This is a genomic window from Mesorhizobium sp. M0954 (genome assembly GCF_040319155.1).
In the GTDB taxonomy this organism is placed as follows: Bacteria; Pseudomonadota; Alphaproteobacteria; order Rhizobiales; family Rhizobiaceae; genus Mesorhizobium.
The window spans coordinates 467046-486998 of record NZ_JAMYNR010000001.1 but is presented as its reverse complement, the minus strand read 5'-3'; the positions used below and the strand labels follow the sequence as shown (position 1 = coordinate 486998).

22 protein-coding genes are annotated in these 19953 nt (G+C 63.9%); 12 read left to right on the top strand and 10 right to left on the bottom strand.

Annotation, left to right across the window (positions count from 1 at the left end; translation table 11 throughout):
- Positions 1 to 11: 11 nt before the first annotated feature.
- A complete protein-coding gene (locus NKH93_RS02330; RefSeq protein ID WP_352469727.1) occupies positions 12 to 554 on the bottom strand; it encodes a hypothetical protein in 543 nt (180 codons plus the stop codon).
- Positions 555 to 837: 283 nt separating this feature from the next.
- Here NKH93_RS02330 and NKH93_RS02325 point away from each other — a divergent pair, with 283 nt between their 5' ends.
- The 3 genes from NKH93_RS02325 (at position 838) to NKH93_RS02315 (ending at position 2119) form a co-directional block, all read left to right on the top strand.
- Positions 838 to 1296: a tRNA (cytidine(34)-2'-O)-methyltransferase gene (locus NKH93_RS02325; RefSeq protein WP_352541004.1), complete on the top strand. Its 459-nt coding sequence runs from the start codon at positions 838 to 840 to the stop codon at positions 1294 to 1296.
- Positions 1297 to 1428: 132 nt separating this feature from the next.
- Positions 1429 to 1875: a redox-sensitive transcriptional activator SoxR gene (gene soxR, locus NKH93_RS02320; RefSeq protein WP_352541003.1), complete on the top strand. Its 447-nt coding sequence runs from the start codon at positions 1429 to 1431 to the stop codon at positions 1873 to 1875.
- A gap of 43 nt (positions 1876 to 1918) precedes the next feature.
- Positions 1919 to 2119 carry a hypothetical protein gene (locus NKH93_RS02315; protein ID WP_352819913.1) on the top strand — a complete coding sequence of 67 codons (201 nt, stop codon included), beginning with the start codon at positions 1919 to 1921 and terminating at the stop codon, positions 2117 to 2119.
- 6 nt (positions 2120 to 2125) lie between these two features.
- Here NKH93_RS02315 and NKH93_RS02310 read toward each other — a convergent pair whose 3' ends face one another.
- Positions 2126 to 2383: a hypothetical protein gene (locus NKH93_RS02310; protein WP_023679487.1), complete on the bottom strand. Its 258-nt coding sequence runs from the start codon at positions 2381 to 2383 to the stop codon at positions 2126 to 2128.
- A gap of 103 nt (positions 2384 to 2486) precedes the next feature.
- Between NKH93_RS02310 and hemF the strand changes: the two genes are divergently transcribed.
- The 3 genes from hemF to NKH93_RS02295 all read left to right on the top strand — a co-directional run bounded on the left by hemF (position 2487) and on the right by NKH93_RS02295 (position 4385).
- Positions 2487 to 3401: an oxygen-dependent coproporphyrinogen oxidase gene (gene hemF / locus NKH93_RS02305; RefSeq protein ID WP_352819912.1), complete on the top strand. Its 915-nt coding sequence runs from the start codon at positions 2487 to 2489 to the stop codon at positions 3399 to 3401.
- 257 nt (positions 3402 to 3658) lie between these two features.
- Positions 3659 to 3919: a DUF1344 domain-containing protein gene (locus tag NKH93_RS02300; RefSeq protein WP_352541000.1), complete on the top strand. Its 261-nt coding sequence runs from the start codon at positions 3659 to 3661 to the stop codon at positions 3917 to 3919.
- Positions 3920 to 4199: 280 nt separating this feature from the next.
- Positions 4200 to 4385: a DUF1059 domain-containing protein gene (locus NKH93_RS02295; RefSeq protein ID WP_023679490.1), complete on the top strand. Its 186-nt coding sequence runs from the start codon at positions 4200 to 4202 to the stop codon at positions 4383 to 4385.
- 3 nt (positions 4386 to 4388) lie between these two features.
- Here NKH93_RS02295 and NKH93_RS02290 read toward each other — a convergent pair whose 3' ends face one another.
- Genes NKH93_RS02290 through NKH93_RS02280 form a run of 3 tightly spaced genes read right to left on the bottom strand, consistent with a single transcriptional unit; the run spans position 4389 to position 6929 of the window.
- Positions 4389 to 5657: a CCA tRNA nucleotidyltransferase gene (locus tag NKH93_RS02290; protein ID WP_352819911.1), complete on the bottom strand. Its 1269-nt coding sequence runs from the start codon at positions 5655 to 5657 to the stop codon at positions 4389 to 4391.
- The gene (locus tag NKH93_RS02285; RefSeq protein ID WP_352541101.1) at positions 5654 to 6286 is read right to left on the bottom strand and encodes a CoA pyrophosphatase; all 633 of its coding nucleotides are present in this window, start codon (positions 6284 to 6286) and stop codon (positions 5654 to 5656) included. Before NKH93_RS02285 ends, NKH93_RS02290 begins: the two co-directional genes overlap by 4 nt.
- 13 nt (positions 6287 to 6299) lie before the next feature.
- On the bottom strand, positions 6300 to 6929 hold the full coding sequence (locus NKH93_RS02280) for a DUF1285 domain-containing protein (protein WP_352683969.1): 630 nt from the start codon (positions 6927 to 6929) through the stop codon (positions 6300 to 6302).
- 144 nt (positions 6930 to 7073) lie between these two features.
- Here NKH93_RS02280 and NKH93_RS02275 point away from each other — a divergent pair, with 144 nt between their 5' ends.
- Genes NKH93_RS02275 through NKH93_RS02260 form a run of 4 tightly spaced genes read left to right on the top strand, consistent with a single transcriptional unit; the run spans position 7074 to position 13902 of the window.
- A complete protein-coding gene (locus tag NKH93_RS02275; RefSeq protein WP_352450525.1) occupies positions 7074 to 8078 on the top strand; it encodes an AAA family ATPase in 1005 nt (334 codons plus the stop codon).
- The gene (locus tag NKH93_RS02270) at positions 8078 to 8992 is read left to right on the top strand and encodes a DUF58 domain-containing protein (RefSeq protein ID WP_352540998.1); all 915 of its coding nucleotides are present in this window, start codon (positions 8078 to 8080) and stop codon (positions 8990 to 8992) included. Before NKH93_RS02275 ends, NKH93_RS02270 begins: the two co-directional genes overlap by 1 nt.
- Positions 8989 to 11811: a DUF4159 domain-containing protein gene (locus NKH93_RS02265; RefSeq protein WP_352819910.1), complete on the top strand. Its 2823-nt coding sequence runs from the start codon at positions 8989 to 8991 to the stop codon at positions 11809 to 11811. The genes NKH93_RS02270 and NKH93_RS02265 overlap by 4 nt, the downstream gene beginning before the upstream one ends.
- Before the next feature lie 3 nt (positions 11812 to 11814).
- Positions 11815 to 13902, top strand: a complete 2088-nt coding sequence (locus NKH93_RS02260; RefSeq protein WP_352968978.1) for a hypothetical protein — start codon at positions 11815 to 11817, stop codon at positions 13900 to 13902.
- Positions 13903 to 14074: 172 nt separating this feature from the next.
- On the opposite strand, the gene clpS is transcribed toward NKH93_RS02260, so the two are convergent.
- The 3 genes from clpS to NKH93_RS02245 form a co-directional block, all read right to left on the bottom strand.
- Positions 14075 to 14380 carry an ATP-dependent Clp protease adapter ClpS gene (clpS, locus tag NKH93_RS02255; RefSeq protein WP_352540995.1) on the bottom strand — a complete coding sequence of 102 codons (306 nt, stop codon included), beginning with the start codon at positions 14378 to 14380 and terminating at the stop codon, positions 14075 to 14077.
- 256 nt (positions 14381 to 14636) lie between these two features.
- Complete coding sequence (locus NKH93_RS02250; protein ID WP_352450529.1) at positions 14637 to 14852, bottom strand: hypothetical protein; 216 nt, start codon at positions 14850 to 14852, stop codon at positions 14637 to 14639.
- Between the two features lie 36 nt (positions 14853 to 14888).
- Positions 14889 to 15233, bottom strand: coding sequence for a hypothetical protein (locus tag NKH93_RS02245; RefSeq protein ID WP_352469825.1), 345 nt, complete (start codon positions 15231 to 15233; stop codon positions 14889 to 14891).
- Positions 15234 to 15470: 237 nt separating this feature from the next.
- Between NKH93_RS02245 and NKH93_RS02240 the strand changes: the two genes are divergently transcribed.
- Together NKH93_RS02240 and NKH93_RS02235 are read left to right on the top strand one after the other, a co-directional pair.
- A complete protein-coding gene (locus NKH93_RS02240; protein WP_352469721.1) occupies positions 15471 to 16187 on the top strand; it encodes a response regulator in 717 nt (238 codons plus the stop codon).
- A complete protein-coding gene (locus NKH93_RS02235; RefSeq protein WP_352819909.1) occupies positions 16184 to 17593 on the top strand; it encodes an ATP-binding protein in 1410 nt (469 codons plus the stop codon). Before NKH93_RS02240 ends, NKH93_RS02235 begins: the two co-directional genes overlap by 4 nt.
- Before the next feature lie 237 nt (positions 17594 to 17830).
- Here the strand turns inward: NKH93_RS02235 and choV are convergent, their stop codons facing one another.
- Together choV and choW are read right to left on the bottom strand one after the other, a co-directional pair.
- On the bottom strand, positions 17831 to 19012 hold the full coding sequence (choV, locus tag NKH93_RS02230) for a choline ABC transporter ATP-binding protein (protein WP_352450532.1): 1182 nt from the start codon (positions 19010 to 19012) through the stop codon (positions 17831 to 17833).
- Positions 19009 to 19863 (bottom strand): choline ABC transporter permease subunit, encoded by an 855-nt coding sequence (gene choW, locus NKH93_RS02225; protein WP_254819158.1) that lies wholly within the window; start codon positions 19861 to 19863, stop codon positions 19009 to 19011. The genes choV and choW overlap by 4 nt, the downstream gene beginning before the upstream one ends.
- Positions 19864 to 19953 lie beyond the last annotated feature (90 nt).

Genomic DNA, 19953 nt, shown 5'->3' with positions numbered 1-19953 from the left:
CCTGTTTCCGCTCACGCGGCACGCGAACGGACGGGGTGCCCAGACCGCATGGCGTCAAGGACCGGCGATACGGAATCGTCCGCCTCGCCGGTCCTGCTTCGCGCTATATAGGTTGTCGCGGGCCTTTCGCCGACAGTCTCGTTTGACGATGCTGACGACGTTTTGACGATCCGGATTTTCGCGCTGGTTTTTGCACCAGGCCGGATCAGCCTGATGATCCGGCGCACCAGCGACGGCCGGCTATAGTCCGGAACGGCGCGCGAGAAATCGACGTCCGGCAGCATACCGCGATGCGGACGCCGGCGGGTCTCGGCGTGAACCGCCGACGAGTAGGTCTCGCCGATCAAAAGCGCCCAGGTCGCAGTCTTCCGCTCGTGCAGGCTTCTTGAGCCGGGTATTCTACAGGGATCGAACATCGGTCCGTCCTCCAGTTGAAGATGCAGGTAGAAGGGTGAACCAACCCAGGCCGCGGGCACGCGCGGCGCGGCAAAGGTGGCATCGGTCGAAGCGTGTTCAGGTGGGGCGTTCAGCCCCTTCCACAGCTTGAAAAACATCGCAGGATTCCTTCAAAGGCCGAAAAAGGTTTCGGCGGGAATCGGTGCGATTGAAGTCTAGAAGGTCAGGAGAATCGTCGTACCGAAACCGCCGTCGGGCTGGTAAGCCCACGAGAGGGGTGGTGGATGTGCATGGCCATCATGAATTACCCCTCCGTCGGTTCGGGTTGACAATGCTGGCCGTATAACCGACTTCGCAGAAAATGACCACCCGCCAGTCCAGGAATTTCCGAAACCGCGAGAGCTCTGTGGCTGATCTGCCACTTATTAGAAAGACGCGGAAATGAACGACCGTCTCCGCATCGCGCTCTACCAGCCTGATATCGCCGGCAACACCGGGACAATCCTGCGCTTCGCCGCTTGCCTCGGTCTCGGCGTCGACATCATCGAACCGGCGGGCTTCCCGCTCGGTGACCGGGCGCTGAAACGGGCCGGCATGGACTACCTCGAAATGGCGGCGCTCACCCGGCACGTCGACTGGCACGCCTTCGAGGACTGGCGCAAGCTTGCCAAGCGGCGGCTGGTGCTGCTGTCGACCAAAGCCACGACCCCTTACACCAGCTTCGCCTTCGGCGATGACGACATTCTTCTGTTCGGCCGCGAATCCGCAGGCGTTCCGGATCTTGTTCATCAAGCGGCGAATGCCCAATTGACCATTCCCATGCAAGACGCTGCGCGCAGCATCAACGTCGCGCTTTCCGTCGCCATGGTGGCGGGTGAAGCCATCCGGCAACTCGGATAACGGCACTCCGTCTCCCGTCATCCTGGCCCAGGCGCACATCACCATCTCCTTGGTTTGCAGATCCCGGGTTTCTTCGCTACAAGCTCAACTTAACTTTAGGTCAAGCGAAAAAATCGGAACGGAAAAAGAGGGATGGCACCGGTAACGGAATTGACGGTCGGCCAAGTGGCCATGCGCAGCGGTGTGGCGGTGTCGGCGCTACATTTCTATGAGGCCCGCGGGCTGATCCGCAGCCACCGGACGTCAGGCAACCAGCGGCGCTACGGCCGCGACGTGCTGCGCCGTGTCGCGATCATCAAGGTAGCGCAGGAGGTCGGTATCTCACTGGCCGAGATCGGCACGGCCCTTGCGTCACTGCCTGAGGGCCGGACGCCGACGCGCGAGGATTGGAACTTGCTTTCGACCGCCTGGCGCGACGGGCTCGACCACAAGATCGCCCAGCTGAAGAAACTGCGCGACGGGCTGACCGACTGCATCGGCTGCGGCTGCATGTCGATCGACAAGTGCCCGTTGAGGAACAAGGGCGACCGGCTGGCAAGGGAGGGGACCGGGGCGCGGCGGCTGATTGTTGCATCCTAAATGGAAGCAGTGCGATTATGGTGCGATACGGAAGGGAACCTCAGTGCTGGGACATCTAATCCAAGCAGAAGAAGAGACACAGCTCATCGTGATCTATCGGATCGATTCCGGCGGCATGCCAACGCCCTATACGTCCTTGAGCTTCGATGAGGCGCAGAAAATGGGCTTCGAAAAATTCGGCAAGCTACTTGGTGAGAACCTAATTCTAGATTCTCCAAAATTGCGCGATCTATTTTTGTCGTGACATCCCTTAATCTGCTGCCGGCAACCGTCGTATCGTGAACTCGATCACGTCGCCCGGCCGCTCGAACCAGCTTTCGATCTCGGTCCAATAGGCCTGCTTGGGAAAGCGCTCGAACCATTCCTTCGCCTTGAGACGAGCGTCGGAGCGCGGCAGCACGAAGGTCTCGCGCAGGAAGCCGTCGCGCGGCATGCGCGCGTTCTCGGCGCGCGAACGGTCGAGCCTCTTCTTCAGGCCATCCAGCGGCGGTCTTGCCGGGGTGCGCACGAAAGAACTCCATTCACACTTGACCCTTGCACCCAAGAGATTAGGGATCGCGGCCGGAAAAGACGAGTCATTTGTCGGGCGCGCCCGCAACCGGAGACAGGATTTGCAACGACCCGAGATACCGGCGGGGCTGCCAGCCGACATCGAACAGAAGAAGACGAAGGCACGGCTGTGGTTCGAGACGTTGCGCGAGCGCATCTGTGCCAGCTTCGAGCAGATCGAGCAGGACCTGCAGGGGCCGCAGGCTAGCTGGTCGCCCGGCCGCTTCGAAAAGACGCCGTGGCAACGCGATGCCGGCAAGGGCGGCGGCGGTATCATGTCGATGATGCACGGCCGCGTCTTCGAGAAGGTCGGCGTCCACACCTCGACCGTCCACGGCGAGTTCTCCCCCGAATTCAGGAAGCAGATGCCGGGCGCCGAAGAGGACCCCTCCTTCTGGGCAAGCGGCATTTCGCTGATCGCCCATCCGTGGAACCCCAACGTGCCGGCCGTGCATATGAACACGCGCATGGTCGTCACCTCGCGCCAGTGGTTCGGCGGCGGCGCCGATCTGACACCGGTGCTCGACCGCCGCCGCAGCCAGGACGACCCCGACACGATCACCTTCCACAGAGCGATGCAATTTGCCTGCGAGAAGAACGCGGCGATCGCCGACTACGTGAAATTCAAAGCCTGGTGCGACGAGTACTTCTACCTGCCGCACCGTGACGAGCCACGCGGTACCGGCGGTATCTTCTTCGACTGGCTGCATTCGGATGAGGACAAAGGCGGCTGGGACGCCGATTTCAACTTCGTCCAGGACGTCGGGCGATCTTTTCTCGTCGTCTACGAACATCTGGTGCGCGCCAACTTCAATGACAACTGGACCGATGGCGACCGTGACGAGCAGCTCATCCGCCGCGGCCGTTATGTCGAATTCAACTTGCTTCACGATCGCGGCACCATCTTCGGGCTAAAGACCGGCGGCAATGTCGCCTCGATCCTGTCCAGCCTGCCGCCAGAAGCGAAATGGCCGTAAAATCTCGGTGAGCACGACGTGAGCCGCAATCGGGTCCAAATCCCCAGAATTTGACGGCGAATGTGGCGCAAGACGCGCCAGAAAATATCTTTTTCGTCTAATATATCATTGTAAAGATTGGGCTATTTGTCGCGTCGGGCCGGGAAACGCCGGCGGTTCTTTACTCCCGAGAGCCGCGACCCGACGTGACCGGACGGCCCATGATTGAATCGGGCACCTTTCCCAAGCGGTGCCCGTATTTTCCAGGAGAGCATGCCATGCGCAAGCTTATTATGACCGCAGCCGCCACTGCCGTTCTCGCCTCTGGTACTGCCGCATTCGCTGCGGTCAAGCACACCACCGGCACGATCAAAAGCTTTGATGGAACGGCGATGAGCCTAGTTCTGGATAACGGAGCCACCTTTACGTTGCCCCAGACCTTCAAGGATCCTGGCCTGAAGGTCGGCGAAAAGGTCCGCGTCACGTGGGATATGAGCGGCAAGGATAAAATTGCCGAGGCAGTCAAGATCGTGAAGTGATGTCCTGCCCGCTGGAGCAAGACGAGGTCTTACTCCTGGGTGGCGTAAGAGGGCGGAGCAGCGATGCTCCGCCTTTTCGCAACCCGATCACCAGAGGGCCGCGTGTCGGCTTGGACGCACGGCACTCTAAGGCAACCAAAACCGTTCGATCGTGTTATGCTTAGCTGGCCAGCGTGTAGCCCGGATACCGTACGCGGTTTCCGGATCGCGCAATCAAAGGTCTGGAGCTTCCGTGTCAGTGCGCTGCGCGGCGCTCCAAGGAGGAGATGAGGAGAAGCCGATGAAGGAATTCCATTGCGGGTCGCTCGTACCCGGCTGCGAGTGGCACACACGCGCCGAGGAGGAGGCTGAGGTCATGCGCCGTGCCGTCGAGCATCTGCGCGAGACGCACGGCGAGACGGTGATCCGCGAGACGATGATCGAGGCGATCCGCTCGCGCATCGAAAAGGTCCGCGACGCAGCGTGACGGTCAGGATTCGAGTGCCTCCGCGGCGCGCTTGAGCAGCGCGCCGCGATCAAGCGCAAAACCGGACTCGACCCATTCCTTTTCGAGATTCTTCAACGTTGCACCAAGCTTCGGCCCCGGTGATGCGCCAAGCGTCGTCAGATCGGCGCCCTTGACCGGAAAAACAGGGTTTTGCCATTTTGCAGCGAAGGCAAGCAGGCGCGAGAAGCCGCCGGCTTCGAGCAGTGCGTCATTGTCTTCGACCGCGCGGGCTCGAGCGGAAGCGAGCAACAGCCGCAACCGGTCGACAAAGCCTTGGCGGTCGCCAAAATAAAGCCTTTTCGCCAACTCTCCTTCAGTCGTTTTCGGATCGACGGCAGCCGTGATCGCCCAATTCCGCAGCCGGCTTGCTTCGCTCACGGAAAGCCTCAATCTCTCGGCAAGCGTTTTCATGCGCGCGGCATCCGGCGGCACGATGGATTCCAGCCTGAGCAGCGGGTCCGGCGCCCAGGCCAGGTCCTTCTCGGTCTTGGTCAGCCCGTGGATGGCATCGATGCCCCATTTCTCGCTTTCCGGCAAAACGGCGGTCAGAACGCCGGCCTGGCGCATCCACAGCAGCGCCCGCGACGGATCTGGCGCCGACAGCAATTTCTTCAATTCCCACCAGACGCGCTCGACCGAAAGCTGGTCGAGCCCCTGCTTCAGCCGAGCACAAGCCTTCAACCCTTCGGCATCCGGCCTACCGTCGCCATACCATGCGAAGAAACGGAAGAAACGCAGGATGCGCAGATAATCCTCGCGGATACGGGCTTCCGGATCGCCGATGAATCGCAGCCTCCGCGCTTCGATATCGGCGATACCGCCGACCAGATCGACGACCGTTCCATCGGCTTCGGCATAGAGTGCATTGATGGTGAAATCACGCCGCTCAGCGTCGGCTTTCCAGTCGCGGCCGAACGACACTTTGGCGCGCCGGCCGTCGGTTTCGATATCGGCACGCAGCGTGGTGACCTCATAGGCCTTGCCGTGGCCGACCGCGGTGACTGTGCCATGCTCGATGCCGGTCGGTACCGTCTTGAAGCCTGCCGCCTCGGCGCGCCGGATGGTTTCCTCGGGCACCGTGGTGGTGGCGATGTCGATGTCGGCGACCGGCTGGCCGATGAGCGTGTTGCGCACCGCACCGCCGGCGACACGCGCCTCCTCGCCGCCATCAGTCAGCGCCGCGAGCAGGCGCTGCAGGTGGCGTTCGCCGAGCCACCCGGCCTTGCCCGCGATCGACACTGGATCGCTCACGAATAGAGCCTTTCATAAAGCGTACGGATGATGCCCGCGGTGACGCCCCAGATGCGCTGGCCGCCATAGGGCATCTCGTAATAGAACCATTCGAGGTCGTTCCACATGCGACTGTCTCTGGTGTGGTTGGCGGGGTCCATCAGAAAGCCCAGCGGCACCTCGAAGACGGCATGGACTTCGTCGGAATTCAGCGTCAGGCTGAAACCGGGCCGCACAATCCCGAGCACCGGGGCGATGCGATAGCCGCTGCCGGAAACGTAGTCCGGCAGACGGCCGACGATCTCGATGTAATCCCTATCGAGACCGATCTCCTCGAATGTCTCGCGCAACGCCGCCGCTTCCGGGCTCGCATCGGTTTGATCGATGGTACCACCGGGGAAAGCCACCTGCCCCGAATGGTTGCGCAGCTTTTCGGCCCGCCTGGTCAAAAGGACCGTGGCTTCATGGCCATGATCGACCACCGGGATCAGCACGGCGGCATCGCGCAGCGCCTTGGCCAGCTTCAGCCTGGGATGGCCCGGATTGAAGCGGTGGTCGCCAAAATCGTCGCCGGCATGCGCCAGCGGCTGCGCCGCGACGCGCTGGCGAAACCCGGCAACGGAAAACGGCAACGGCATCACCTGATCCATCATAGGCGGTCCATCATGCGCTCAGCCGTTTCAGTTTCTCAGCCGGCATGATTGGATAGACCTCGCCTTTGGAACGGACGGCAAACATCCTCTTGCCACCGATGTCGATCTCTTCGCCGTGCTCGACCAGCTCGTACATCACCGGCCGTGCCACCAGCGCCTCCAGCCGCCCGCGCACCAGCACATAAGGCTTCAGGCCACCTGTCTCGTCCTCATCGACGAAGCGCAGCGGGTGTCCCGCCCCAGCCTCGACCACGTCGCCGACATTGGTGCGAAAGGTGATGATTTGTCCGTCGCCGGCGCCCGACACGTCCATCTCGACGGCAATGAAGGGCGCGTCGGCGACGCGGATGCCGACCTTTTCCACCGGCGTCACCAGGTAAGTCCTGCCGTCCACGTCCTTGCGCAGCACTGAGGAAAAAAGCTGCACCAGCGGCATCCGGCCGATCGGCGTTCCCAGATAGAACCAGGTGCCGTCCTGCTTGATTTCCATGTCGAGATCGCCGCAAAATGCCGGATTCCAGCGTTCCACCGGCGCCGGCCCCTTACCGGCGCGCGTCGCGCGCGAGACCAGCGCTTCCAGCCCCCGCGCCTCGGTCGCGGCCGTCAGGCTCTCTTCACGATGGTCGGCGGCTTCCGTCATGGTCACGAAATAGTCACTGTTGTTCCGCTTGTCAGCCTAAGTCTGTGATTTAAGTTCATTGCAGGCGCATGCGAAGCCGAATCGCGGCATTCTCTGCGGCACCAAGGTGCCAAGCGGTGTTTCCAACAGAAGGATCGATGCTGCATGAGCGTTATGATCAAGGAAAGCCCAATCAGCGAAAAGGACATGGTGGCGCAGGCCGAGAAAGCGCTGGCCGACATTTCGAGGGTCCGTGACGGCGTCGGCCGGGTCATTTTCGGCCAGGAAAGCGTCGTCGAGCGCACGCTCGTCGCATTGCTGGCCGGCGGCCATGCACTGCTGGTCGGCGTGCCCGGCCTCGCCAAGACCAAGCTGGTCGAAACGCTGGGCATCGTGCTCGGCCTCGATTCGCGCCGCATCCAGTTCACGCCCGACCTGATGCCATCCGACATTCTCGGCTCCGAAGTGATGGAGCAGGATGAATTCGGCAAGCGCTCCTTCCGCTTCATTTCCGGGCCGATCTTTGCGCAACTGCTGATGGCCGACGAGATCAACCGCGCCTCGCCACGCACCCAGTCGGCGCTGCTGCAGTCGATGCAGGAATACCACGTCACCATTGCCGGCGTGCGCCATGATCTGCCGTCACCGTTCCACGTTCTGGCGACGCAGAACCCGCTGGAGCAGGAAGGCACCTATCCGCTGCCGGAAGCGCAGCTCGACCGCTTCCTGATGCAGGTCGATATCCTCTACCCCGAGATCGAGGCGGAGCGCCGCATCCTGCTGGAAACCACCGGTATCGAGGATGCCAAGGCTGAAAACGTGCTGCAGCCGGCGCGGCTGAAGGACATCCAGACGCTCATCCGCCGTATGCCGGTGCCGGAAAGCGTCGTCGAGGCGATCCTCAAGCTGGTGCGCTCAGCGCGCCCCGGCCAGGGCAACGCCGATACCGACAAGCACGTCGCCTGGGGCCCAGGCCCGCGCGCCAGCCAGGCGCTGACGCTGTGCACCCGCGCCCGCGCCCTCTATGACGGCCGGCTGGCGCCGTCGGTCGACGACGTCCGCGCGCTGGCCGAGCCGGTGCTGCAGCACCGCATGGCGCTTACCTTCGCCGCCCGCGCCGAGGGCACCACGGTTCGCGATGTTGTGGCGAAGCTCGCGAAAGGGATTTGATGGCGCGCATCGGTGAAGCGCAGGCACCGGCAGCGACGCGCGATGCGCTCGCCAGAGGCCGGTTGCGGGCTTCGTTGGTGCCGGACCTGCTGGTCGAGGCGCGCCGCATCGTCAACACGGTAATTGCCGGCTGGCATGGCCGCCGCAAGCGCGGTATCGGCGAGAATTTCTGGCAGTTCCGGCCCTATGTCGAAGGCGATTCCTCGCGCATTGACTGGCGCCGTTCCGCTCGCGACGACCACACCTATGTCCGCGACCGTGAATGGGAGGCTGCCCACACGGTGTGGCTGTGGGCCGATCCCTCGCCTTCCATGCTCTACAAATCGACCGGGGCCAGCGTTTCCAAGGAATCGCGCGCCCTGGTGCTGACGTTGGCCATGGCCGAGCTTTTGTCGCGCAGCGGCGAGCGCATTGCCTGGCCGGGCCTGACCGACCCGTTCACCGCCCGCAATGGCGCCGAGCGCATCGCGGCGCAACTGATGCACGCCGGCGACCTGCCGGCAAAGCCCGATCTATCCGGCATTCGCCGGTTCTGCGACATCGTCCTCGTCAGCGATTTCCTCGACCCCGTCGAGGACACTATTGCGTGGCTGGACGTTCCCGCCCGCCACGGCGTGCGCGCCCATCTGGTCGAGGTCGCCGATCCGGCCGAGGAAAGCTTCCCCTATGCCGGGCGCACCGAATTCACCGATCCTGAGACCGGCGACAAGCTGACCGCCGGCCGCGCCGAAATGCTGGGCGAGGAATATCGCCTGCTTTATGCCGCCCGCCGCCAGGAACTGGCCGCCTGGTGCAAACGGCTTGGCTGGAGCTTTACCGTCAATCATACCGATCGCCTTGCCTCCGAGGCGCTGGTGCGCATCCACATGGCGATGACCGCCGAAGGCAGCTTTGCCGGGAGGGCCCGCGCATGAGTTGGCTGCCGCTCTCCTTCGGGGCGCCGATGGTGCTGTGGGGCCTGCTGGCGCTGCCGGTGATCTGGTGGCTTCTGCGGCTGACCCCGCCCAGGCCGCAAGCCGAGGTGTTTCCGCCGCTCAGGATTCTCGCCCGCGTGCTGAGGCGCGAAGAAACGCCGCAGCAGAGCCCTTGGTGGCTGACGCTGCTCAGGCTGCTGATGGCCGCGCTTGTCGTGGCAGCACTTGCCGAACCCGTCTTCAACCCGCGCGAAAAGCTGCCGGCCGAAGGCGCCGCCCTGGCGCTGGTGATCGACAATGACTGGGCAAGTGCCGCCGACTGGGGCAAGCGGGTCGCCACCGCCGAGCGGCTGATCGCCGATGCCAATTCGAACGGCGTGCCGGTGCTCATCGCTTTCACCGCCGAGAAGCCGAATGCCGAGATCGGTCCCTTCGATGCCGCTGCCGCGCTCGACCGGCTGCGCGCGGCAAAGCCGCGGCCGATCCCGACCGACCGCCCCGCCGTCTACGCCCGCGTCGCGTCAGCCCTGGAGTCGCTGCCGGGCGCAAGCGTCGCAGTGCTCGCCGATGGCTTGGCGGCGCAAGGCGACGAAGCCGCCTTCAACACGTTGTTGTCAAAGAACGCGGCACGTGTCGTCTGGGCCGTCTCCGACCGGCTGTCGCTGACCGGCCTGACCGGCGCCGACAACCAGGTCGACGGCTTCGCCCTGACCGCCATCCGCGCACCGGGCGATCCGGCACCTGCACAGGTGACGGCCGGCGCGTTCGACGACAAGGGGCGCCGCATTGCCGACGCGACGCTGACCTTTGCCCCGGGCGGAACCACCGCAACCGGCACGATGGCGGTGCCGTTCGAACTGCGCAACGACTTCGCCTACATCGCGCTCGATGGCGAGCGCCAGGCCGGTGCCGTCCGCGTGCTCGATGAGAGCTCAAAACGCCGCCGCGTCGGGCTGCTGTCGCAGTCCGAGGCTGATCAGGCGCAACCGCTGCTGTCGCCGCTCTACTACATTCGCCGCGCCCTGCAGCCCTTCGCCGATCTCGTCGAGCCGTCGAGCGTCGATCTCGCCGACGCCATCCCGCAACTGCTCGACCAGAAACCGGCGATGATCGTCATGGCTGATGTCGGCACCATTCCGGAACAGGCGCGGCAGAGGCTGGTCGACTGGGTCGACAAGGGCGGCACGCTGGTGCGTTTTGCCGGTTCGCGGCTGGCCGCTGCCGGCAATGACGACGATCTGCTGCCGGTCCGGCTGCGCACCGGCGAGCGATCGCTTGGCGGCGCGCTGTCATGGACGGCGCCGCAGCCGGTCACCGAATTCCCGAAAACCGGTCCCTTCGCCGACCTCGCGCCGCCGACCGAGGTCACCGTTACCAGGCAGGTGCTGGCCGAGCCGACGCCCGACATTGTCGAGCGCACCTGGGCCACGCTTGCCGACGGTACGCCGCTGGTGACCGGGATGAAGAAGGACAAGGGCACCCTCGTACTGTTCCACGTCACCCCCGAGGCGACGTGGTCCAACCTGCCGATCTCCGGCAGCTTCGTCGAGATGCTGCGGCGCATCGTGCAATTGTCGCGCAACCAGGGCTCGGCGGTCGCCAATGCCGAGGCAGCCGCCACGTCGCTGGCACCCTATCGCATGATCGCTGCCGACGGCACGCTGGTGCCGCCGACGCCGGATGCCAGGCCGCTGGTGCCCGGCGCCGGCCCGCTGCCGGTGACGCTGGAAAACCCGCCCGGCCTCTACGGCTCGGAGACGGGAGTGTTCGCTCACAATCTGCTCGGTGGCGACAGCGCATTCACGCCGCTGACCCGGCCTGAAATCACGGTACCGGTCACCACCATCCAGTATGCCTTCGACGAGCAGCACAACCTCAAAGGTCCGCTTGTCACGGCCGCTCTGGTGCTGATGGTGCTCGACACGCTTGCCGTATTCTGGATGGGCGGCCTGTTGTCGCGCCGGCCGCGCCGTGCCGGCGCTGCGGCCACGGCAGCCGTCCTGCTGATTGCGCTCGGCGCTTTGATTGGCCACGCGGACGTCGCGCGCGCCGACGACGCCAAACCGGGAGATACGGAGGCGATCGGGGACATTTCAAAGACCCGGATCGCCTATGTGCTGACCGGCGAGCCGGGTGTCGATTCGATCAGCCGCGCCGGGCTCGAAGGCCTGACCCGCTTTCTTATCGAAAAAACCGCGCTCGAACCCGGAGCACCGGCCGGCGTCGACATCTCGAAGGACGAACTTTCCTTCTATCCGCTGATCTACTGGCCGATCGATCCCTCGGCCCCGATGCCCAGCGAGGCCGCCATCGCCCGCATCGACGCCTACATGCAGCAGGGCGGAACGGTCTTGTTCGACACCCGCGACCAGTTCGCCAATGGCATTGGTGCGGATTCGACCAGCCCGGCGACGGAGCGGCTGCGCGACATCCTCGGCAACCTCAACGTGCCACCGCTGGAGCCGGTGCCGTCGGACCACGTGCTGACCAAATCCTTCTATATCCTTCCGGAGTTTCCTGGCCGTTTTGCCGGCAGCCCGCTTTGGGTCGAGGCATCGCTCGAAGCCAGCAACACCGAGAACCGCCCGGTGCGCACCGGCGACGGCGTTTCTCCGATCATGATCACCGCCAATGATTTCGCCGGCGCTTGGGCCGTCGACGAGAATGGCGACCCGCTATTGCCGACGGTGCCTTCGGATCCGATGCAGCGCATCTATGCGCTGCGTGCCGGCGTCAACATTATGATGTACATGCTGACCGGCAACTACAAATCCGATCAGGTGCACGTCCCGGTGCTGCTCGAACGGCTGGGGCAATAGACCATGAACTGGTCGCTCGCCTTCGAACCGCTCATCACCTGGCCGCTGCTCGCCGTGGTTCTGGTGCCGCTGCTGCTGCTGTCCCTCGCCGGCCTTTGGTTTCGCCAGCGCGGCGCGGTCTTCCGCCTGGCAGCCCTGATTGCGCTGGCTGCGGCGCTGCTCAATCCGGTGTTCCTCGACGAAGAGCGCGAGCCGCTGAAAAGCATCGTCGCCGTCGTCGTCGATCGCAGCCAGAGCCAGGATATCGGCGACCGCACCAAGCAGACTGACGCGGCGTTGGCCGGGCTTCAGCAGCGTCTCGGCCGCTTCAAGCAGTTCGACGTCCGTGTCGTCGAAGCCGGCAAGTCCGAAGCCGCTGACGAGCGCACCGAGACGCGGTTGTTTTCCTCGCTCGAAAATGCTTTCCGCGACGTGCCGCCATCGCGCATCGGCGGCGCCATCATGATCACCGATGGCGAGGTGCATGACGCGCCGTCCGGCGCACCCGACTTCAATGCCCCGCTGCACGCGCTGATTACCGGCAACGAGCATGAGAAGGACCGCCGCATCCGCTTCGAGAATGCGCCGCGCTTCGGCCTCGTTGGCAAGCCGCTCGACATGACCTATCGCGTCATCGCCACCAACAACGAAACCGGCCCGGTCGATGTCCGCGTATCGGTCAACGGCGAGCAGGTATCGGTCGAGCACGCCAACATCGGCCAGGCGATGCCGCTGCAGGTGACCATTCCCAGCGCCGGGCGCAACATTGTCGAACTCGCCATCAACCACGAGCCGGGCGAACTCACCGACACCAACAACCGCGCCATCGCGCTGATCGACGGCATCCGCGAAAATCTGCGCGTGCTGCTTGTTTCCGGCGAACCGCATGCCGGCGAGCGCACCTGGCGCAATTTGCTGAAATCCGACGCTTCGGTCGACCTCGTGCACTTCACCATCCTGCGCCCGCCGGAAAAGCAGGACGGCACGCCGATCAACGAATTGTCGCTGATCGCCTTCCCGACGCGCGAGCTGTTCGTCGAGAAGATCAAGGATTTCGACCTGATCATCTTCGACCGCTATCAGCACCGCGACGTGCTGCCGATCCTCTATTACGACTACATCTCCGAGTATGTCGAAAAGGGCGGCGCGCTACTGATCGCGGCAGGCCCCGAATATGCCGGCGAAAGCTCGATCGCCCGCACGCCGCTGATGTCGGCGCTGCCGGCAATGCCGACCGGCGAGGTCATCGACAAGGCCTTCTATCCGCGCCTCACCGATACCGGCCAGCGTCATCCGGTAACGCGTGGGCTCGACGGCTCCGCGACCGAGCCGCCGCACTGGAGCCGCTGGTTCCGCACCATCGGCGTCGAGAACCCCGAGGGCGAGGTGGTGATGAAGGGCGCCGACAACCGGCCGCTGCTGCTGCTCGACCGCAAGGGCGAAGGCCGCGTCGGCATGCTTCTGTCCGACCAAGGCTGGCTGTGGGCGCGCGGCTTCGAGGGCGGCGGCCCCCATGTCCAGCTCTACCGGCGCATCGCCCACTGGCTGATGAAGGAGCCCGAACTCGAGGAAGAGCGGCTGACCGCCGACGGCCGCGGCATGGTGCTTGAAATCCGCCGCCAGACGATGAGCGACGACCCCGGCCCGGCGCAAGTCATCACGCCGTCCGGCAAGGCACTGATCGTCAGGCTCGAGAAATCCGAACCAGGCGTCTTCCTCGGCAGCGTCGAGACCAACGAAATCGGTCTCTATCAGGTCGGCAATGGCGACCTGACGGCATTGGCCCATGTCGGGCCGGTCAACGCCCCGGAATTCACCGACGTCGTCTCCACCGAGAACCGGCTGGAACCACCGGCTGAGGCAACCGGCGGCAGCGTTCGCCGGCTGGCGCCGGCCTCAGCACTTGGCACTCTCACCAGCACCGTCACGCTGCCATCCGTAGTCCCGGTCCGTTCCTCGGGCGCTGCCTCCGGCGATGATTGGATCGGCCTGCGCACCACCGACGACAGCGTACTCAAGGCCGTCTCGCGCGTGCCGCTGTTCGGCGGCTTCCTCGGCCTCGGCCTGCTGCTTCTGGCGATGGGCTCGATGTGGTACCGCGAAGGGCGGTAACGCGGTTTATCCTTCTCCCCTTGTGGGAGAAGGTTGATTGGCGCGCAGCGCCAAGACGGTTGAGGGGTGTTGGACGGAGTGCCGTCGTTGCCAAGCTGGAACACCCCTCATCCGACCGCGCTTCGCGCGGCCACCTTCTCCCACAAGGGGAGAAGGAAGAAAGCGAACCGCCCTACTCCTCCGGCTCCGTCGTGAACATCAGCGGGTAGCCCTTGGCCTTGCCGGCATCGGTTGCCCGCGCCGCCTTGGTCTCGGCGACATCCCTGGTGAAGACGGCGACAACGCAGACGCCGCGCCGGTGCGCGGTGATCATTATCCTATGCGCCTGGTCTTCGCTGAGCTTGAACTCGGACTTCAGCACCGTCACGACGAACTCGCGCGGCGTGAAATCGTCGTTGACCAGGATGACCTTGTAGAGCTTCGGCCGTTCGACCTTCGGCTTCGTGCTGGTACGGGGTTTTGTCGTGATTTCAGGCATTGGACCGGCAATTGCGTACGACAGCTTTGCGGTCATTTTGACATGGACAAAAGCGGTCGTCCATTCAACCGCGCGCGATCGGCTTCCCGGCAGGCGCAGTTCAAAGTCCGTGCCTATGTGGGAACTGCCGTCTGGCGTTCAACCGGGGGTGTGGGCCGGGCCTGGCCCTATTGTATGCACGCAACAAAAAAGACGACCGCTCCAGGCAAATCGCAACTGGAGCGGTCTTCTCGTAGGGTAGAAAGATGTCGCTTGATCAGGCCTTCGGGGCTGCCTTGACCGCGTGCTTCTTGTGCTTCTTGACGGTCTTCTTGGCAGCGACCTTCTTCACGGCCTTGGCCGGCGCAGCGGTCGTCGTTGTCGTCGCAGCCGGGGTGGTGGTCGCGGCATTGGCGCTGCTGGCGCCGAGAACCGGCATCGAGACGGCCAGCGCGATGGCGAGACCGAGGGCGGAGAGGAGGGACTTTTTCATGGCTTCACTTCCTTTTTGTGCAGATCGGATTGAGTGTCACTGAACGGGATCGATCGGTGTCACTCCAAGCAGCTTCAAAGCGTTCGCGAGCATCCGGATTCCCTGTGCCTGTTTCTTGTTGGCGCAGAACCGGTTTCCCTTTCTTTGAAGTGCTTTCGCCGCGGTGACCTGCGTTGCCGCGGCATGGGTTTCGAGGGCTTCGTCAAACTGGCGGTTCAGATCGATGCAACGCTCGCTGCGGGTGGTCGCCACCTTTGCATCGGCCGCCTTTGCATTGGCCACCTTCGCATCGGCCAGTTTTGCATCGGCATGTTCGACCGCGACCGTGACGAGCGAAATGGAAAGCAACGCACCCATCAGACTGATCGAGAACCTTTGCATTGGTCTGTCCGTAATCCCGTAACGCGTGTCGCAGCCGATGACCTGACCGCCACGGCACCACTTATGCCTTTGATTTTTTTCGGCAGTTTTTCCGGATTGTAGAATTTTGTTTCTGGATTGTTTCTGGGCAGCCCGGATCGGGCCGCCGATCTCCACTGGCCAACTTATGGCCTGAATTCTATCGTCTGGCTGACAGCCGAAGCAGCGCTTGGGCGATCCACAAATGACAGGTTCCCTGTGAAATCCGACCCCCACATACTGATCGTCGACGACGACAAGGGCATTCGCGACCTGCTTCAGGAATTTTTCCAGAAGCGAGGGCTGCATACATCGGTCGCCGCCGACGGCACCGAGATGGAGACCATCCTACGCCGCGCCCAGGTCGACCTGATCGTCCTGGACGTCATGCTGCCCGGCAAGAGCGGGCTGGAGCTCTGCCGCGAGTTGCGCGCCAATTATTCGACGCCGATCATCATGCTGACCGCGGTTACCGAAACTACCGACCGCGTGGTTGGGCTGGAGATGGGTGCCGACGACTACGTGCCGAAACCCTTCGATCCGCGCGAGCTGCTCGCACGCATTCGTGCCGTCTTGAGACGCAATGGCGCCGCCGAACCGCGACGCGCGGCCTCGCGGCAGATCTACCATTTCGCCGGCTGGACGATGGACTGTTCGCGCCGCCGGCTGATGGCGCCCGGCGACGTCAGGATCGAGCTGACGATGGCCGAATTCAATCTACTGCAGACCTTCGTCAAGAGCGCGCAACGCGTACTGAGCCGCGAGCAGCTGATCGAGCTGTCCGGCGGCGACAGCGGCTACAGTTTCGACCGCAGCGTCGACATTCTGGTCAGCCGGCTGCGGCGCAAGATGGAGGATGACCCGAAAACGCCGAAGCTGATCTTGACTGTGCGCAGCGGCGGCTACCAGTTCCTGCCTGAGACGACCGCCGAATGAGACGTATTCTGCCACAAACACTGCCGGTCTGGGTGCTGCTCATCGTCATAGCCGGCCTGCTGATCAGCCAGATCGCGACCCTCTACATCGTTTCGCGCGACCGTGCCGCCGCCAATGACGTCGTCGATCTCTACCGGCTGAACGACCGCGCCTTCTCGCTGGTACAGCTGATGCATGACGCCACCCCCGAACAGCGCAAGGCGACGGCGTCCGGCCTGTTCAACGCCACTTATGCGCTCACCGTTTCCAACACGCCTGCCGTTACTTCCTCGATAGCCGGCGACGACGAGCTGGCCGAATTGGAGGACATATTGGTCGGCCGGCTATCGAAGTTCGGCATCACCGACGCGCGGGTCCGCCGCGACCCGGCAACGCACGAAGCCGACGCTCCCGGCGGGACGGTCGCCGGTCCCGATATTGGCCAGGTCGAGCGCGACCTGCTGGTGCTGGCGGCCGATTTCGCCCAGAGCGACAAGCTGACCGCTTCGCTTCGCTTTGCCGACGGCCAATGGCTGAACTTCACCGAGCCGAACACGCCGGCCGGGCCGATATTGAGCTTCGATAGCCTGCCACTCTATGCCTTGATCGCCGGGCTGGTGGTGGCTTCCTCGATCTGGTCGCTGCGCCGGCTGACGGCGCCCTACCGGATGATGGAGACCGCGGTGAAGCGGATCGGCGAGGACCTGAAGAGCCCGCCGATCGCCGAGAGCGGCAGCCGCGAGGTGCGTACCGCGGCAAAGGCGGTCAATGCCATGCAGGCAAGACTGCGCGCCTACGTCGAGGACCGCGAGCATCTTGCCGCCGCACTGGCGCACGACCTGCGCACGCCGTTGACCAGGATGCGGCTGCGCCTCGAACTGCTGAGGAATTCGTCCGTGCGCGCCGCACTGGCGCACGACCTCGCCGACATCGAAGGCATTGCCAGCTCGGTCATCGACTTCGCCACTTTCGAGGTGACCGAGGAGAAGAGCGAGAGGATCGATTTCTGGTCGCTGGTAGAATCGATCGCCGACGGCTTCGACGAGGTCTCCTTCGACAATGAGGACGCGCGCTCGCGCGGCCTGATCTGCGTCGCGCAGCCGGTCGCGCTACGGCGCTGTGTCACCAACCTCGTCCAGAACGCGGTGACCTATGGCAAGAGGGCGCATCTCAGCCTGCGTCAATCAGGCAAGACAATCACGCTGGCGATCCATGACGAGGGTCCGGGCATCCCGCAAGCCGAGCTCGACGCCGTGTTCGGCTCGTTCGTGCGCCTGGAACAGTCGCGCAGCCGTCAGACCGGCGGCCTCGGCCTCGGCTTGACCATCGCCCGCAACATCGCCCGTAGCGCCGGCGGCGAAGTCAGCCTGTCCAACCATCCCGATAGCGGCCTGATGACGGAGCTGCGCCTGCCGCTGGCGGTTTAGCTTGCGTATCGGGCTAAGCCGGCGTTCCTTCGCGCCCCCCTCTGTTCTGCTGGACACCTCCTCCACAGGTGGGGAGATTGGCCGTCATCGCCGATTTCGCCAATTACAAACGTTGGAATGTGAGAGCCGTCCGCGAAGCCGCCGATCTCCCCCCAAGTGGGAGAGATGTCCGACAGGACAGAGGGGGGCGCGACAGAACTCGGCGTTTGGTCTTGGTTCTCTCCCCAAGGAGAAAAACTATCTTCGCAACACCGCGCTCAACACATCCCTGACGCCGATGGCGCCGACGAAGCGCGACTGCTCGTCGAATAGCGCGACGGGTGCGGTCTGCGAGCGATGCATGGCCAGCATCACGGTCTTCAGCGAGGTGCCGGGATTGGCCCAGAATACCTGAGCCGTCTCCTCCGGCTGGGCTTCGACATCGGCGCAGGACACCCAGACCGCCGGCTTGCCGTCGCGCTCGGCCGCCGCCACCAGCCCATGCTCGTCGATCTTGAAACGTGTCGTCCTGCGCCGGTCGAGCCACACCCAGCCGTTCTCGCCATGTTCGAGGTCGCGTCGGTCGCGCATGACGTTCCACGCGGTCAGCACCGAGAGCGGGTTCACATTGGCGATGAAGTCGCGGACATAGTCGTTGGCGGGCCGCAGCACGATGTCTTCCGGCGCGCCTGTTTGCACGATGCGCCCGCCTTCCATGATGGTGATATGGGTGCCGATCTTCAGCGCCTCCTCGAGGTCGTGGCTGACGAAGATGATGGTCTTCTTCAGCTCGGCCTGGAGCTGCAGCAACTCGTCCTGCAGCTTGGTCCGGATCAGCGGATCGAGCGCCGAGAACGGCTCGTCCATGAGCAGGATCGGCGCCTCGGTGGCAAAGGCGCGCGCCAGGCCGACGCGCTGCTGCATGCCGCCGGACAGCTCATGCGCATATTTCTTCGACCACTGGTCGAGATGAACCAGCTTCAGTTGCCTGTTCACCCGCTCCTTGCGCTCGGCTTCGGGTACGCCGGCGAGCTCGAGGCCAAGGCCGACATTCTCCTCCACCGTGCGCCACGGCAGCAGGCCGAACTGCTGGAACACCATCGCCACCTGCTTCTGCCGCAGCCGCCGAAGCGTCGCCTCGTCGCAGGTGACGACGTCGACCGTACCGTCGCCGTCCTTGACCAGCACCTGGCCGCGCGAGACGACGTTCAGCCGGTTGACGGCTCTGAGCAGCGTCGATTTGCCGGAGCCGGAAAGCCCCATCAGCACCGAGATCTCGCCCTCGTTCACGGTGAGGCTGGCGCCGGCGCAGCCCAGCACGTTGCCGGTCTGTTCGAGGATCTCGGCGCGGGTGGCGCCGCTGTCGATCAGCGCCAGCGAGCCGGCCTGGTCGGCGCCGAAGACGATGTCGACATTCCTGAAATCGACGGCGACGGTCATTTCTTGCCTCCCACGCCGATGCGCGTCATCCGGTCGAGCACGATGGCGAGCACGACGATCGCCAGCCCTGCCTCAAGCCCGAGGTCGATCCTGCGCGAACCGAGCGCCCGGTTGATTTCCGTACCGAGGCCGCCGGCGCCGATCAGGGCGGCGAACACCACCATCGACAGCGACAGCATGATCGACTGGGTCAGCCCAGCCATGATGGTCGGCAGCGCCGAAGGCAGCTCGACCTTCCACAGCAGCTGGCGCTTGGTGGCGCCGAACGCCTCGCCCGCCTCGACGATCGATTTCGGCACTGAGGTGACGCCGAGATGGGTGAGCCGAACCGAGGTCGGGATGACGAAGATGATGGTGACGATCAGGCCGGGCGCGTTGCCGAGGCCGAACAGGGTCAGCACCGGGATCAGGTAGACGAAGGTCGGCAATGTCTGCATCAGGTCGAGCACCGGCAGCATGACGCGATACACCTTCGGCTTGTGCGCGGCCCAGATGCCGAGCGGCACGCCGATGGCCATCGACACGGCGGCGGCGGCGACCACCAGCACCAGCGTCTCCACCGTCTGCTTCCACAGGTTCTGGTTGAGGATGAACAGCAATCCGATGAATACCGCCAAAGCCAGGCCTTTCGAGCGCTGCAGGAAATAGGCGAGCAGAGCGATCAGCGCGATCAGCAGAACCGGCGGCAGCAACAGCAGCCCGTCGACGATGCCGTCGAGCAGGAAGTTGAGGCTGTTGGAAAAAGCCCTGAAGATGGTGTCGAAATTGTCGGTGAGAAAGCCGAAAAACGCCTTCCCCCATGCCCCGATGGGAATCTTGTAACTGACCAGGAATTTGGAGATCGGATCCATCTAGCCCCTCTTCTGCCGGCGCCGTCCTTCGCCGGACGGTCATCTTGTCACAGGATACGAAAAAGGGCAGCCATTTCTACCGTGGCTGCC